Source organism: Vibrio sp. HI00D65 (assembly GCF_001635455.1).
Classification (GTDB): Bacteria; Pseudomonadota; Gammaproteobacteria; order Enterobacterales; family Vibrionaceae; genus Vibrio.
Genome location: NZ_LWEH01000608.1, coordinates 110782 through 126643 on the forward strand (window position 1 = coordinate 110782; position 15862 = coordinate 126643).

The 15862-nt window shown below is 45.3% G+C and carries 12 protein-coding genes; 7 read left to right on the forward strand and 5 right to left on the reverse strand.

The features are described from left to right. Positions 1-501: 501 nt before the first annotated feature. Positions 502-1614, forward strand: coding sequence for a maltose/maltodextrin ABC transporter ATP-binding protein MalK (gene malK, locus A3712_RS24645; RefSeq protein WP_063525341.1), 1113 nt, complete (start codon positions 502-504; stop codon positions 1612-1614). A 211-nt stretch (positions 1615-1825) separates the two neighbouring features. Here malK and A3712_RS24650 read toward each other — a convergent pair whose 3' ends face one another. Next, the gene (locus tag A3712_RS24650; protein WP_004737706.1) at positions 1826-2026 is read right to left on the reverse strand and encodes a hypothetical protein; all 201 of its coding nucleotides are present in this window, start codon (positions 2024-2026) and stop codon (positions 1826-1828) included. A 212-nt stretch (positions 2027-2238) separates the two neighbouring features. After that, complete coding sequence (locus A3712_RS24655) at positions 2239-4155, reverse strand: methyl-accepting chemotaxis protein (protein ID WP_063525342.1); 1917 nt, start codon at positions 4153-4155, stop codon at positions 2239-2241. A 455-nt stretch (positions 4156-4610) separates the two neighbouring features. Here A3712_RS24655 and A3712_RS24660 point away from each other — a divergent pair, with 455 nt between their 5' ends. Genes A3712_RS24660 through A3712_RS24685 form a run of 6 tightly spaced genes read left to right on the forward strand, consistent with a single transcriptional unit; the run spans position 4611 to position 11598 of the window. Beyond that, positions 4611-5567, forward strand: coding sequence for an AAA family ATPase (locus A3712_RS24660; protein ID WP_063525343.1), 957 nt, complete (start codon positions 4611-4613; stop codon positions 5565-5567). Between the two features lie 10 nt (positions 5568-5577). Next, entirely contained in the window at positions 5578-6504 is a 927-nt protein-coding gene (locus A3712_RS24665; protein WP_063525344.1) for a DUF58 domain-containing protein, read from the forward strand. Then, positions 6501-6986 (forward strand): DUF4381 domain-containing protein, encoded by a 486-nt coding sequence (locus A3712_RS24670; protein WP_063525345.1) that lies wholly within the window; start codon positions 6501-6503, stop codon positions 6984-6986. Before A3712_RS24665 ends, A3712_RS24670 begins: the two co-directional genes overlap by 4 nt. Beyond that, complete coding sequence (locus A3712_RS24675; protein ID WP_063525346.1) at positions 6979-7971, forward strand: vWA domain-containing protein; 993 nt, start codon at positions 6979-6981, stop codon at positions 7969-7971. Before A3712_RS24670 ends, A3712_RS24675 begins: the two co-directional genes overlap by 8 nt. Next, complete coding sequence (locus tag A3712_RS24680) at positions 7964-9916, forward strand: VWA domain-containing protein (RefSeq protein ID WP_063525347.1); 1953 nt, start codon at positions 7964-7966, stop codon at positions 9914-9916. The genes A3712_RS24675 and A3712_RS24680 overlap by 8 nt, the downstream gene beginning before the upstream one ends. A 2-nt stretch (positions 9917-9918) precedes the next feature. Next, positions 9919-11598: a BatD family protein gene (locus tag A3712_RS24685; RefSeq protein ID WP_063525348.1), complete on the forward strand. Its 1680-nt coding sequence runs from the start codon at positions 9919-9921 to the stop codon at positions 11596-11598. A 69-nt stretch (positions 11599-11667) separates the two neighbouring features. Here the strand turns inward: A3712_RS24685 and A3712_RS24690 are convergent, their stop codons facing one another. The 3 genes from A3712_RS24690 to pstA form a co-directional block, all read right to left on the reverse strand. Beyond that, entirely contained in the window at positions 11668-13812 is a 2145-nt protein-coding gene (locus A3712_RS24690) for a sensor domain-containing diguanylate cyclase (protein ID WP_063525349.1), read from the reverse strand. Between the two features lie 335 nt (positions 13813-14147). After that, a complete protein-coding gene (gene pstB / locus A3712_RS24695) occupies positions 14148-14897 on the reverse strand; it encodes a phosphate ABC transporter ATP-binding protein PstB (RefSeq protein ID WP_004737715.1) in 750 nt (249 codons plus the stop codon). Positions 14898-14989: 92 nt separating this feature from the next. Beyond that, positions 14990-15853, reverse strand: a complete 864-nt coding sequence (pstA, locus tag A3712_RS24700) for a phosphate ABC transporter permease PstA (protein ID WP_063525350.1) — start codon at positions 15851-15853, stop codon at positions 14990-14992. Positions 15854-15862 lie beyond the last annotated feature (9 nt).

Here is a 15862-nt window from a genome sequence, read left to right on the forward strand (position 1 = left end):
TAGAGACTAAAATCACAAAAAACGCACTCACCGTGATCGGCATCACCGTTATCCGGTGGATTTATTTGAACTGGATCGCTAATTATTATTGAGCTCATTTATCTACTCATCCCCTCCTACTCCCCCTAGTTAATTTTCCATTAGGAGGATGTGCGCTTACGCTAATTCTCCGAGACTACGTTCATCCAAGAGTGGATAGTGAGAACTCTTTCCCAGCGAGTATTATGTGTATCGCATGATTCATTAAGCTGGCTTAACTGCCCGCTGTTGTCTTTATTAGGCATCAAGCTAAACCTGTGATGGAATCACGGGGGAGGTTTAGCTTGTTGTGGGGGAAATAGGCATCAGTTTGGCAATGACGGGGGGGCTCGGGTAACGATTCAAGCCCCACCCACTTTTTTTACTCACTCAGTACTTACCAATTCCTACAGTTACTGCTGGCCCACAAATTCCTTATAATGATAAGCAGTACAACTTAAAATTTGATCGAGGACGAGCTAGATGGCGAGTGTCACTTTAAAGAACGTTTATAAATCATATGGCGATGTACAGATTTCTAAGGACGTAAACTTAGAGATCAACGAAGGTGAATTCGTCGTATTCGTTGGACCATCAGGCTGTGGTAAATCGACGTTGTTACGTTGTATCGCAGGTCTAGAAGACATCACTTCAGGTGATTTGTACATTGGCGACGAGCGTATGAACGACGTTGAGCCATCAAAGCGTGGCGTAGGTATGGTATTCCAATCATACGCGCTATACCCTCACCTAAACCTTTACGACAACATGTCTTTTGGCCTTAAGCTAGCGAAAGCGGATAAAGCTGAGATTGATAAGCGTGTTGAACATGCAGCTGAAATCCTGCAGCTTGGTCACCTACTAGAGCGTCAACCTAAAGCGCTTTCTGGTGGTCAACGTCAGCGTGTTGCGATTGGTCGAACACTGGTTTCTCAACCAAACGTATTCCTACTGGATGAGCCGTTATCTAACCTAGATGCTGCACTTCGTGTTCAAATGCGTTCACAAATCACGAAACTACAGCGTCAGCTTGGCTGCACCATGATCTACGTTACCCACGACCAAGTGGAAGCGATGACAATGGCTGACAAAATCGTTGTTCTTGATGGCGGTTACGTATCTCAAGTGGGTAAGCCACTGGACCTTTACCACTACCCTCAAAACCGTTTTGTTGCAGGCTTCATTGGCTCACCTAAGATGAACTTTATGTCAGTTCATATCGAGCAAGCTGAAGCAGAGCGCGTACTGGTTCAACTTTCAAACGGCACGACTTTCTGGATCCCTGTTGATGGCACAACCGTTAACGTGGGTGACCGTATGTCTCTGGGTGTTCGTCCTGAGCACTTGATGTCTGCTGACCAAGGCGACGCAACGATCGAAGGCGACGTAATGATCGTTGAGAAACTAGGTAACGAAACTCAGGTTTACCTAAACCTTGAAAGTGCTGATGCAGACGTTATCTACCGTCAACCAGACACACTAACTTTAGAGCCTGGCGACAAGCTTGCTATCGGTATCCCAGCCCACCGTTGTCACCTTTTCCACAGCGATGGCAAAGCATGTCGTCGTCTGTACAAAGAGTACGGCACCGAATAAGCGCTAAGCCTTTAGGATATTGCTTGCCCAATTTAAATCCCTCTTACGCTGTAAGCGGGATTTTTCTTTAGATTCAACCTATATCACTAAACAACAAAAACCAGTAAGCAATAAAAAAGGCCTAGCGAGTGCTAGACCTTTATTTGTTCTGTTTGAGCCTTAGCCCAACCAATCACTTAACAGTTTCACCTAAAATAGGTCTGTTTCAAGCTTAGTGGATTGGCGTATCATTCTTTTTGTTGAACTGACCAAAGTGCGCTTCTAATACTTCAGGTGTCAGTTTGCCTTCCGCTTCTAGTCGCTTAAATTCAGCAACGATCGCTTTTTGCTCTTCAAGTGATGGCAGTTTTACCTCAGGCTCATCGCCCATCTCTTGAGTCATCTGCTCTAGTTCTTTTTCAAAATCGCTCATGATACATACTTACCTAAATATTAAACCTAATCAGATTTTACTCATTTCCGCTCTATGATGCTAGGTTGATTAAAAGCAAAGCCCGAAACCAGATCAAGCTAAATGCAGTTAGAAGCAAATAAGCCCACCAATAAAAAGAGCCGGATTCACGATGAAATGAATCCAGCTCTTCGTCTATATCACTTTCTAAGCCATGTTATCGCTTGAAAGGGTTAAAGCTTAAATGAACCGACCATCTTATCTAGGCGAGAAGACAAGTCACGAAGCTCTTGGCTCGCTTCAGCAAGTTGCTCAGCTGTGCCTGTTGTAACTTCGTTAATCGCGTTGATCTCTTCGATGTTCTGGTTAATGGTGTGAACCACCGTTGATTGCTCTTCAGTTGCTGTTGCGACTTGCGTGTTACGGTCAGAGATATCAACAATACGGTCAGAAATACCGCCCAATACATCGACCGCTTCATCTGATGCTGATACACCTTCAAGCGTGATCACTTTGCCCGCACTCATCGCCGTTACCGCATCTTTTGCATCGCTTTGCAGTTGGTTGATCATCTTCTGAATCTCTTCCGTTGAATCCGCAGTTCGACTTGCTAAGTTACGAACTTCATCCGCTACAACCGCAAAACCACGACCTTGCTCACCGGCACGCGCAGCTTCAATCGCAGCGTTCAATGCAAGTAAGTTGGTTTGCTCTGAAATATCACGGATAACACCCAGAATAGAGCCAATGTCTTGCGTTGTTGAAGCAAGCTGCTCAACTACTTGACCTGTACTTTCGATGTCTTGTGCCAAACGGCTAATCGCATCTTTTGCTTTATTCACTACAGAACGGCCAACTTCTGTATTGCCTGAAGCCTGTGTTGCCGTTTCAGCAGCGGTTGCCGCGTTCGATGCAATCTCGCTGATGGTCATGCCCATCTGGTTGATTGCAGCCACCACTTGAAGGGTCTGGTCACGTTGCTCTTGGCTGTTGTCATGGGTGATGTGTGCTTTGTTAGAAACACTCTCTGCCGCCACTTGAAGCGCTTGGCTTGTAGAGCATACTTCTTTCATCGACTCGTGAATCTTCTCAATGAAGCCGTTGAAGCCTTTTGAAAGCTGGGCGATTTCATCATTGCCTTTCACTTCGATACGCTGTGCAAGGTCACCGTCACCTTCACCAAGGTCACTGAAACGCTTAGCCAGTAGTTTAATTGGCTGAGTAATGCTGTTTGCTAGCACTACGCCCATGAGGATAAATGCGAATGCTACAACCGCAGTCATGATAAGCATCTTTTGTGCTGTCTCATCGAGCTCAGCAAACACTTCACCTGTTGGTACCACGCCAATAACAAACCAATCCATTGAAGACACATACAAACTTGCGACAAACAGTTCTTGGCCTTGGCTTTCCGTTGTGATCAGGTTAAAGCCTGATTTTTTCAAAAGTTGGCTTGCTTGAGGACCGTAAAGTTGTTGAAGAGAAGAATCACTGCGAGAACGCTCACGGTGAATCTGCACATCACCTTGGCTATCAGTTAAGAATACAAAACCAGTATTCTCAATTTTGAAGCCATTAAGCAAGCTCACCATGTCATCCATCGACTTTGAGAGACCAGACATCGCCAAACCAGAAGGCTGTTGGTAGTTAGCGAACATCTTCACTTCACCGTTCGCTTCTTGGAACATGCTTACCATGGTTGGCTGCCCAGATTGAGTAAAGCCGAAGAACCAACCATCTTGTTGTTGGTTAAGCTGGCGTAGGAAGCCATTTTGGTTCCAGTAATACGCCGTTTGACGGTTCGCTACTGAAGCATCGTTTAAGTTGTATTGGTTACGCACATTATTCAGTTGTTTGACCAACTTACTCTCTAACGCTGGATCGCGCTCTGTAGACTCGATTGCATCGGAAATGAATTCGTTTGAAGCGATTTGCTCAGCGGCCAGCAATAGCTGAGAAACTTCACGGTCAATCTCGCCATTGATTCGCTCTAGCATTCCAGGAAGTTCAATACCGACCAGTCGATGACTCAGTACATCTCGTGCTTGTTGCTGTGCCATCGCGCCAACAATAACCGTAGAGGCAAGAACCGCAAAAGTAATACCTAGTACTACCTTTTGCTTAATACTCAGGGAGTTAGTTTTAAACATATTTGGACCTTTAAAAAGAATCACTCTTAATTTGTATCCCCAAAATAGGGCTTTTTCGTGCACTCTTAGGTTGGAATGCACAATCTAAGTTATGTATCGACCACCCCCCATAAATCTAAAGAATTATATCTCTAAAATTTGCAAAACAATGTAATAAGCAAAATCATCAAAAATCGCACAGTATCGACACACCAAGAATGCCTTCATTCGACCTTCATCAACCATCTACGCAATTAAAACTTCCACACACATACACAACTACCTAAGTAAGTACTTTGGTGTATAAACATCAATTGATATGGTAAAACAACCTATCAAACGCGTTTCTCGCTAAGCGCTTATAATTCACTCCAAATTTGAAAAGATAAATTGCGTGGATGTACCGGAACTTTTTGCCTTCAAGAAGTGACCAATACTCACAATAAAAAATCAAATGGCTACCCAGAGAGTCCAAAATGCACAAAACGAATTTCGAAGTCCTTCAAAACTATTTAGAGTCTCAAATCATTGGTCAGCAAGAGCTCGTCAAACAACTGATGATCGCACTTCTTGCTGATGGTCATATTCTGGTTGAAGGTCCTCCGGGTTTAGCGAAGACCCGTGCAGTCAAATCACTGGCTGATTGTGTTGAAGGAGATTTCCACCGCATTCAATTTACCCCAGACTTACTGCCTGCCGACTTAACGGGCACCGATATATTCCGACCAGAGACAGGGGAATTTACGTTCCAATCTGGGCCGATCTTTAACTCACTTATCCTAGCGGATGAGATCAACCGTGCTCCTGCAAAAGTGCAAGCGGCGATGCTAGAAGCAATGGCTGAAAAGCAAGTCACTGCTGGCCGAAAAACCTACGCCCTGCCAGACCTGTTTTTGGTAATGGCGACACAAAACCCGATTGAGCAAGAAGGTACATACCCATTGCCAGAAGCTCAGTTAGACCGTTTCCTACTGCACCTTGAAGTTGAATATCCAGACATGGAAAGCGAGCTTGAGATCCTGCGACTCAACCGTGGTGAAGCTCAAGGTAACGAGTCAGTACAGCCACAAGAGATCTCTCAGCAGACTATCTTTGAAGCGCGCCAAGAAGTGCTCAATATCCACATGGCAGATACCATTGAGCAGTACATCATCAGACTAGTTATGGCGACTCGCCAACCTAAGCAGTACAGCGACCAATTGGCTCAATGGTTAGATATGGGGGTGAGTCCACGTGCGACTATCGCTCTAGACCGCTGCGCTCGTGCACATGCATGGCTTGCGGGTCGCGACTATGTCACACCACAAGATGTTCAAACGATGGCATTTCCTGTCTTGCGTCACCGCCTGCTTCGTAGCTACCACGCACAAGCTGAAGGTGTCACAGCAAACCAAGTGATTGCACACCTAATTTCGTTGGTTGGTAGCGCATAAGGACACGCGCATGAATAATTTATTACCGAACCACAGTGACGGCGTGATGCTGAACTTGGACGAACTACTGCAATACAAAGCACAGTCTGTTCGATGGTTGCCTCCAGCGAAAAGCCTCTGGTCACAGCTTAATGGTCAACACGAAAGTAACCGCAAAGGTCGTGGGATGAATTTCTCAGAAGTTCGTCAATATCAAGCGGGTGATGACATACGCAGCATTGACTGGAGAGTAACCGCAAGAACAGGCAAAGCGCATACTAAGTTGTTCTCTGAAGAGAGAGAGCAGCCTGTCATCTTGTACTTAGATTTATCAAGCAGCATGATTTTCGGCTCAACCTTATTGCTGAAATCGGTTCAACTTGCGCACTTTGCTAGTCAGTTGTGTTGGTTAACCGTCGCTCAAAAAGACCGAATTGGTGCAGTCATCGATACCGGTAAAGAGATCATAGAAATCAAACCGAGTGGCAGTAACCATGCTCCTTTGCGTATTTTGCAAAAAGTCATAGAAATCAATAATTCAGCGCTAACCAATGACGATAATCGTTGCGATACTACCTTAGAGCATGGATTGAAGTCTCTTCATCAACTTTGCCCAAAAGGAAGCGATATTATCCTCCTCAGTGACTTTGTACGTTACCAAGAAAGTGATTACTCACTTGTTAGTCAAATACGCCGACACAACAGAGTACGCCTGGTACATTTTTATGACCCGCTTGAGCAAGGTCAAACAGCCTATAAAGGCTCAAAACAAGTCACCGATGGCAGTAAAACGCAGTGGTTTAACTTCTCCTCCAACAAAGAGAAGCAAAAGCTCAACCACGCGTTCTCCCTAAAAAAGCAGCAGCTACAAGAGTTGAGTTTATCTCTTGCGATACCCTATAGCTCGTTGTCGAGTGCACAGCCATTGATGAGTCAGATATCAGGAGCTCAGTCATGAAGCAGCCCTTAGATTTAAGCCCTGTGATTACACCAGATGCGCCAACATGGTGGCCTCTGGCGTGGGGTTGGTGTGCAGTGATTATCACATTCATCATCCTGATTGCCTTCGTGTTTTATATTGCTAAGCGAAGAAAAAACAACCAACAGCCAAAGCAAGAAGCGCTGTCTTACTTCACAAATAGTCAGTCTTCAGATCGTTTATCTCCGAGCGAAGCGCAACGTATTCTTCGCCAAGCAGCATTAAGCTACTTCCCACGTGAAAAAGTGGCTGGCCTAGCAGGCGATGATTGGTTGAAGTTCTTAGATACGCAACTGAAAAAGCCGTTGTTTGTAGAGAAACAAGCTCAGTGGCAACAGTCACTCTATCAAGATACAACTTCGATGAATGACGAACAGCGTCAAAGCCAACAGCAATTGGTTGACGACTGCGAAACGTGGCTTCGTAAAGCCCTGCCCCCAAAGCGAGGTAGTCATGACTAACTTTCTAAGCGCTAACTGGTTAAATATCGAGTTCGTTTGGTGGTGGATGTTTTTCCTCGCACCACTGCCGTTTCTCATTTACATATTCTCACCTAAAGCAGAATCAAGCAGCGCTCTTAAGCTTCCATTTTTGCCAGAGGACAGCAATACCAAGACACCGAGTATTCGCTTACCAAAAGCGTTGTCAGTGCTTATTTGGCTACTGCTAGTCACGGCGAGCGCTCGTCCAGTTTGGTATGGCGAACCAGTTGAGTTTCAGCCGAAGCACCGCGATTTAATGTTGGTAGTTGACCTCTCTTATTCGATGAGCCAAAAGGACATGCAATTCAATGGCGAGTACATCGACCGCTTATCAGCAGTGAAACATGTGTTGAGTGACTTCATTGAACGTCGTAAAGGCGACCGAGTTGGTTTGGTGCTCTTTGCCGATCATGCCTACCTACAAACACCTTTGACTTTGGATAGAGACACTCTGTCACAGCAACTCAATCAAGCAGTCCTAAGACTGATCGGTAATCAAACCGCGATTGGTGACGGCATTGGACTGGCGACCAAGACCTTTGTTGATAGTGATGCACCTCAACGTGTGATGGTACTACTCAGCGACGGCAGTAATACCGCTGGGGTATTAGACCCATTAGAGGCTGCAGATATTGCCAAGAAGTACAACGCAACTATCTACACCATCGGTGTTGGCGCAGGTGAAATGGTGGTTAAAGAGTTCTTCATGAGCCGTAAAGTAAACACCGCTCAAGATCTAGATGAACGCACGCTAATGGAAATTGCCAAACGCACTGGCGGTCAATACTTCCGAGCGCGTGACAGCAAAGAGCTGGCAACGATTTACGACACCATTAACCAGTTAGAACCCGTAACAAATGCCACCAAGATATGGCGACCACAACAAGAGTGGTTTGTATGGCCTTTGGCGGCTGCCATGTTCTTCGCATTTATGCTGTTAGCCATTAGGAGAAACAATGTCTAACTTTACTTTTATCTACCCATATTGGTTGTTGGCACTTGCTGCCCTGCCCGCTATTTGGTGGCTCAGCAAGAGACAATCAAAACAAGGGTTACTGGCGTCTCATATCGCGCGATATTTGGCTCCAGAATCAAGCAAGCCCTCTAAAAAACAGAGCACTTACTTTGGTATTTGGTGGTTGGTTGGTGTTATTGCGCTAGCCGGACCAAGCTTTCAAAACAATGAGCAGCCTAGCTTTGAAAAAACGCAGGCTCGAGTTGTGATGATGGATATGTCGATGTCGCTCTACGCTACCGACATAAAACCAAACCGTTTGACACAAGTACGATATAAAGCGCTCGATCTGCTCTCATTGTGGAAAGAGGGCTTGACCGGAATGGTGGCTTACGCTGGCGATGCTTATACCATTAGCCCGCTTACGTCAGACATCAATACGATTAAGAGCCAAGTACCGAACTTATCTCCAGATATCATGCCTTTCCAAGGTAGTAACGCCCCCGCAGCAGTTAAGCTTGCCATTGAAATGATGACTCGCGCGAAGATCTACCAAGGTGATTTGGTACTCATTGCCGATGACATCGATGACCAAGAGAAGAAAGAGATCGACTCGCTACTATCTGGTAGCAATTGGACGCTATCTATCTTGGCGGTGGGCAGTGAAAGTGGCGCACCAATCTCGCTGTCAACTGGATCGATGATGCGAACCAACTCTGGACAGACGGTAATAGCAAAAACCAACTTAAAGAACATGCGCGATCTTACAAGCCGCTATGGTGGCACCTTTACTGAAGTTCAGTTTGATAATTCAGATGTCGAACACATCGCAAACTATCTCGACCTCATTGCAACTACGACAGAAGTAACCAAAACCAATAACTCACTCAACACCAGAGTCAACAATGGCTTTTGGCTACTGCCATTCCTATTGCTACCTGCACTTGGGCTTTTCAGAAAAGGCGTTATTTGGTGCGGCTTGGCTGTAGTTCTATCTTTTAGCCAACCGAATACTGCGCTTGCAAGCCCATGGAAAACCGACGACCAAGTAGGTTATCAGTTTTACCAAGATGAAGATTTCCAGCTAGCTGCGGAACAATTCAAACAGCAAGAGTGGAAAGGCATCTCACAATACAAAGCGGGTGACTTCGAAGCGGCGGAGCAAACACTACAAGGTTTGACTGACGAAAGTGCTCGTTACAACCTTGCGAATGCTCAAGCACAACAAGGCAAGTACGATCTAGCGATTGAAGAGTATCAACGTATTCTCCAAAACAACCCAGATCATGAGTATGCGAAGAAGAACCTAGAAGTCGTCAAGCAAGCCCAGAAGCAACAGCAGCAGCAGCAGCAGCAGCAGCAGGGTAATTCTGAATCCAAAGACCAAAAAAACCAAGACCAGCAGAATCAGCAAGGTCAGCAAGGTCAGCAAGGTCAGCAAGGTCAGCAAGGTCAGCAAGGTCAGCAAGGTCAGCAAGGTCAGCAAGGTCAGCAAGGTCAGCAAGGTCAGCAAGGTCAGCAAAATGATTCTTCACAGGGCTCGCAGGATCAACAGCAAAACTCTGCGGACGCTGAAAATTCGCAGAGCAAAGCTGATAGCCAATCTCAAAATACAAACCAAGAGCAAGCCAAAGACCAATCGAGTGCAAACGCAGGCGACCAAGAGGGCGAGCAATCTAAGCAGCCAAGTACAGCAAACCAATCTGCAGAAAAAGAGCAGAATAAGTCGCAACCTCAAAGTGCAAGTGCACAGCAAGCTTCAAACAAGAAAGGTGATAAAGATGTTCAACAAGCTTTAGCACAAGCCTCAGAGAAGCCGCTATCAAATGACCCGGATATTCGAAAGCTTGAGCAAGTAGAGAGCGTCCGAGACCCAAGCCAACTGCTTAAAGCACAAATGATTTTACAAGCACAACAAAAAAGTGCCCCTAACAACCAGAACAAAAAGTGGTAACCATGCGATTACTAAATAAGCCATTTTTATCCATAGCCCTAACGCTGCTGTTGGGCGCTTTCTCATCATTTTCAGCATTGGCGGCGAATGCCGTAGCGAGTGTTTCGCAGAACAGTGTCACCAAAGATGAAGTATTCTTACTTAGAGTGACCACCGACGAGAAGGTCTCTTCTGATGCTCTGGATCTCACCGCACTTCAGCAAGACTTCTATGTCGGTACACCAAGCTTTGGTTCATCGATGCGAATCATTAATGGTAGCCGTTCGGTATCTAGTGAATGGAACATCACCCTTGCTCCACTGCGCTTAGGCCAGATACAGATCCCGAGCTTTGATATTAAAGGAGCCCAAACCAAGTCTATTACCATCAATGTGGCCGTTAATAAGTCAGCGCCAACGCAACATGATATGGCTGAGTTTCAACTTAACCTAAGTAAGAGCTCACTATACCCACAAGAAACTGCAGAGCTTGATGTAAAACTGATCATTAAAGCAGACCCAAGAAGGCTACAAGAGCCAAAAATAGCGCCACCAAGCTCTTCTGGCTTAGACGTAGAACCTATTGGGGAATCGAAGCAGTTTCAAGACGTTCTCAAAGGAAAGGAGGTGACAGTAGTTCAACAGTTATTCCGAATCTCGTCACAAAAAGCAGGTCAATTTAAGCTGAACGGACCGAAGCTAACAGGAGCAGTCGTCTACTCAACCAACAACTCCGGTGCAACTCGACTGTTCCAACTCGATACGCCCGTTGAAACCTTAGATGTCACCGTAAAGGATGTGCCAAAAGGCTACAAGGGTGAGTGGTTACCAACATCGAACTTCAAACTGATTCAGCAGTGGTCGGATAGCCAAGGTAACGAATTAACCAGTACCAATGAATTAGCAGGCGACAAACAAGCCATCGAAATGGAAGCGGGTGATTCTTTAACTCGTACTATTACCATGACGGCGAGTAACTTAACGCAACCCCAACTACCGAAACTGAATATCACCTACCCTAAATCGGTTCGTGTTTATGAAGAAAAGCCGCAATTTGGTACCACAAAGTCCGGCGACGCAGTTGTAGTGTACAAACAGGTACTAATCCCAAAAGAAGCAGGAAACATCTCGCTTCCTGACGTTTCCCAAGCTTGGTTTAATACTGATGCTCAATCAGAACAAACCAGTAAAGCTCTGGGCTTAGAGCTAGCAGTAACAGCAAGTGATCGTGTTGTATCAAGCACACCTCCAGTTGCTAGCGCGCCGCTCCAACAAACAGCGCCAACGGTGATTAATGTCGATAATCCTGGTTTCTGGCCTTATCTCACCGCCCTATTCGCTGCTTTGTGGCTAATCAGCTCAGCAATGGCTTTCTACTTCTGGTCACGCCGTGGAAAAATCACACAACCGAAGCGCCCAGAACAAAGATCTCCCAACACCGAAGAGGCGCTAGTCACCGCTCTAAAGGCGCACAATGGTGTGATGACCAGAACCTTATTTGAGCAATGGAAAGCTGAAAATACAGACCTAAGTGATGAGACGTTAGAAACCGTTGAAACCGAACTTACTAAGCTAAACCAAAGCCTTTACGGTGAAGCCGGTTCATCAGCCCAAACATGGAGTTCTGAGCTGGCAATCAAAACTGTGAAGAAGCCCAGAAGAGTAGCGAATAATAAGCATAACAGCTCGCTAGAAAAGCTTTAGCCGACAATGCTCGTCAAGAACAGTAAAGCACAAAGGCTGTTGATCATATGAAGATTAACGGCCTTTATTTTAAGAAAGAGAGGATGTGACTTTTTTACGTTTTAATGCAGAAACAATTCGGTTTCGTCCTGAGCCTTTAGCTTGATATAAGGCTTTATCTGCCTTGCTATATAGCAAATCAAAATCAAATTGGCGTTTGTCAGAAGTTATCGAGGCATAACCAACGGATGCGGTTAAATAAGGGCTAGTGCTACTTTCACAATGGAGGATTTTTGCCTCTTCAATGCATTTCCTAATCGACTCTGCACGTTGCTTTGTCTCTGAGTGATTCGTACCAATCATCAACAACATAAACTCTTCTCCGCCAATCCGACAGAAGGTTTCTTTGTCATTGTGAACATTAGCATTCAGTATCTCACCTACCGTCCTCAACGCTGCATCCCCTTCAGTATGACCATAGACACTGTTATACAAACCAAAGTGATCAAGGTCGATAAGAATCAACCCAAATGTAATTTCGCTCTGCAAGGCAAACGCACCTTGATCGTTGCAATTCAATTCTTCTAAAACCTGCGACAACATACGACGGTTTCCAAGGCGTGTAAGAGGATCTAATTTAGAGATGATGTCTAATTGCTCATTCGCCAACTCAAGCTCTTGAGTGCGCTTACTGACTTCTTGCTCCAGTGTTTCATTGAGTTTTTTCAGCTCTTCTTGAGCCATGGTTCTTTGCAGCACCTCAGCAAGGCTTGAAGCAAAGATACGTATGACCTCACTAAGCTGTGAGGTTAAAGGGCTGCGAGTCAACAAGTTATCGGCAGCGATAAACGCAATAGGCTCACCCGTGTTTGTGGTGAGCATAGTCATGGCCGTCCAACCAACGCCAACAATATTGAAATCGTGGTAAATCGGGCCCGACTCTTCGAACGCGACTTGATTCGGACAAACACGTGCTGCAGCGACAATGTCACGTTCCACTAGCTCAGAGCGATAATAAGACTCATCGACAATATTACCTTTAATGTCAGTGCCCCAAGTACCCTGCATGTAACTGCATTTTTTGTCTGTTAGGAAAACAGCCAGTCGATCGATACCTAGGTGTTGAATCGCAAAACTAACAGCGGACTTACAGACTTCACTGACGCTATCGCATCGAGATAGCTCAACCATACTCGAGTGCAACATACGTATGTTCTGCTCTTGGCGCTTGCGAATATAGATCTGAGAGAGCAAGGAGCCAAAAGACTCAAGCATCTGCTTTTGATAGTTAGTAATCGGTGAACGATGAATGTAGTTATCCATGGCGATCCAGCCAACAGGTTTGTCCCCTTCACGCAAGATAAGCATGCCATTCCACCCCTGCCCGACCACCTTACCTTCTGTATACAGAGGCACATTGTCGATGATGACTAGATTAGTATGGTTGTCAGATAACGCTTCAATGTATTCCGCTTGAAGTTGGTGCAAATCGTATTGAGTGTGGTGTTCACTGTTGGTTTTACCCGCTTCGTCGGTGCCATAAGTCCCACTGAAACACCGCTTTTTCATATCAAGCAACATAAAGATCGCTCGATCAAACCCTAGTCTATCTCGAATAGCCTCAACCGAGGCTTTATACAAAGCATCTAATGATTCGGGATTGGAAAGCTCAAGCGCGACCTGATGAACCAACTTCATGTTCTCAACAAACAGTTCACGTAGCTTTATCTCATCTAAGTATTGAGCTTCACGTGTGTCTCTATGTTTGATTTCTAGCGCAGCGTTCTTCTCTGCTCGAATGCACTGCCAACGGGCTGCAGCCAACTGAAGTACATCAAGGTCTTGATCAAAAGTCTGGTTTATCTGCTCTGTACAACAATTTTGAACAATTAAATAAGTTCTTGAGGCAGGCGCATTGTCGAGCATCATGATGAATGACTCGCCACCACGTACCTTCATGTGTTCCCACTTGCAGCTGTTGATAGCCATAGGCAAAACCCCGTCCGCGGTATCAAACTGGGCAATCCAAGGCCAAAATGTAGCAGGATAGTTAGCCAATGGAGAAAGTTCGCCGTGAGAGAATAGCGGTAATGCGTCGCTCTCTGACGTCGGCTCAGCAAATATTCCTATCCCCTTGGGGGCTAACACGTTAACCAGATAGTCAAAAAGAGACTCAGCCAACAGACGATGGTCGCGTGTCGCAGATATTTGTTTTGCAAAGGCTTTAACAGGCACAGCTTCCTTCCATTGGCGATTAAGAATAAAGCAAAAATACAGAAGCCTTGATATGCAATCAATGTAACTAAAAATGAGATGTTAAGCGGGTCGCAGTTTCACCCTTAACATTATCACAAGCATGAGAAGGACGACAAAAATGGGATTCTCTGCCCAAAATCACATCGACATTGGGTCTTTTTAGACACATAAAAAAGCCCCACCTAAAGTGGGGCAAAACTTCCATCGCTTATAGTTATAGTGATAATTCTGTCGTTCTATTCGATTATCTAACCTGCGTTTCAGTTAGTGTGTAAAAGTATCTAATCGCTTAAATACCACACGTAAATCGTCGATTAACCAAAGTCACCGTTTACGTAACCTTTAGTGCGATCATCTTTTGGCTCACTGAAGATAACGCTGGTTTCGTTATGCTCTACAAGCTCTCCCATTAGGAAGAAAGCAGTGCGGTCTGAGATACGACGCGCTTGCTGCATTGAGTGCGTTACGATAACGATAGTGAAGTCTTTCTTCAGATCTTCCATCAATTCTTCAATCTTGTGTGTCGCGATTGGGTCTAGAGCCGATGTTGGTTCATCCATCAGGATTACATCTGGTTCCATTGCAATGGTACGTGCGATGCATAGACGCTGTTGCTGACCACCCGACAAACCAAATGCGTGCGCTTTAAGACGGTCTTTTACTTCATCCCACAGTGCTGCACTGCGTAGAGAGCGCTCAACTACTTCATCGATGTGCTTTTTATCTTTGATACCTTGAGCACGCAGGCCGTATGCCACGTTCTCGTAGATGCTCATTGGGAACGGGTTTGGCTTTTGGAATACCATGCCTACACGGATACGTAGGTCAGCTACATCGATATTGCCGTAGATGTCCGTGCCATCCATATCCAACTTACCTTTGATAGTAACGCCTTCAATTAGGTCATTCATTCGGTTCAAACAACGCAATAGTGTTGATTTACCACAGCCAGACGGGCCAATAAGAGCAGTCACCTGACGAGTTGGAATTGGCAGGTTGATAGATTTAAGCGCTTGGTTGTCGCCGTAAAACAGATCTAGGTTCTCAATATCAAATTTGTTCATGTTCGTAATCTCTAAATTCTTAAATTCGTGTCTAACTTGATGCTTTCTTTATCACGGGGCTCTCTTTATTGTTGAGCCAGTAGCTAGTGAGCTTAGTAAGTTGCCGTGTTGAAGCGTCTCGCAATCAGTTTTGTAACCATGTTGATAAAGAGAACCAATACGATTAGGACTGTCGCCGTACCGTAGGCTTGGTTCCACTCATCGATAGTAAATAGCTCTGTTGTCAGCTTATATAAGTGAACCGTTAGTGTACGGCCAGAATCGAATACCGACTCAGGAACTCGTGCCACCATACCTGCTGTTAAGAACACAGGTGCTGATTCACCAATGACACGACCAATACTAAGAATGACCGAAGTTAAGATACCTGGCATTGCGCTCGGTAAAATCAAACGCCAGATAGTGTAGATTTTTGAAGCGCCAAGGCCGTATGAGCCTTCACGGTAAGTTTGTGGTACTGCCATCAATGCTTCTTCTGTAGTACGAATGATTACGGGAAGAATCAGGATACTTAGCGTTAGTGCGCCCGACAGAATCGAGAAACCAAGACCAAGAATCGATACAAAGAAGGTCATACCGAATAGACCGAAGATAATCGACGGAATACCCGCAAGAGACTCAGTACAGAATCGAATCGCTTTAACCAGTCGGCTACCAACTTTCGCATATTCAGTTAGGTAGATTGCCGTCATGATGCCCAGTGGTGCTGCAACGGCAATCGATGCAATTACCATATAGATCGTGGCGATGATCATTGGAAAAATGCCACGTTCTTCACCAGTACGAGTGTAATCGTCAGTGATGAAGTTCCAATCTACGTATTGCAGACCGTTCGATAGGATGTACCAAATAATCCAGAATAAGAAACCAACAGTGACTGCTGCTGCCGCCCAGATAAAACCTTTTAGGATGTTATCTTTAGTTTGACGGGCTTGTTTTAGTTTTACGAGATCCATATTACTCAT

Excerpts from the sequence above, each read along its gene's own strand:
- A3712_RS24660 (WP_063525343.1), top strand. The coding sequence starts at position 4,611 with ATGCACAAAACGAATTTCGAAGTCCTTCAAAACTATTTAGAGTCTCAA.
- pstB (WP_004737715.1), bottom strand. The coding sequence starts at position 14,897 with ATGAACAAATTTGATATTGAGAACCTAGATCTGTTTTACGGCGACAAC.
- A3712_RS24685 (WP_063525348.1), top strand. The coding sequence starts at position 9,919 with ATGCGATTACTAAATAAGCCATTTTTATCCATAGCCCTAACGCTGCTG.
- pstA (WP_063525350.1), bottom strand. The coding sequence starts at position 15,853 with ATGGATCTCGTAAAACTAAAACAAGCCCGTCAAACTAAAGATAACATC.
- A3712_RS24675 (WP_063525346.1), top strand. The coding sequence starts at position 6,979 with ATGACTAACTTTCTAAGCGCTAACTGGTTAAATATCGAGTTCGTTTGG.
- A3712_RS24665 (WP_063525344.1), top strand. The coding sequence starts at position 5,578 with ATGAATAATTTATTACCGAACCACAGTGACGGCGTGATGCTGAACTTG.
- A3712_RS24680 (WP_063525347.1), top strand. The coding sequence starts at position 7,964 with ATGTCTAACTTTACTTTTATCTACCCATATTGGTTGTTGGCACTTGCT.
- malK (WP_063525341.1), top strand. The coding sequence starts at position 502 with ATGGCGAGTGTCACTTTAAAGAACGTTTATAAATCATATGGCGATGTA.
- A3712_RS24650 (WP_004737706.1), bottom strand. The coding sequence starts at position 2,026 with ATGAGCGATTTTGAAAAAGAACTAGAGCAGATGACTCAAGAGATGGGC.
- A3712_RS24670 (WP_063525345.1), top strand. The coding sequence starts at position 6,501 with ATGAAGCAGCCCTTAGATTTAAGCCCTGTGATTACACCAGATGCGCCA.
- A3712_RS24655 (WP_063525342.1), bottom strand. The coding sequence starts at position 4,155 with ATGTTTAAAACTAACTCCCTGAGTATTAAGCAAAAGGTAGTACTAGGT.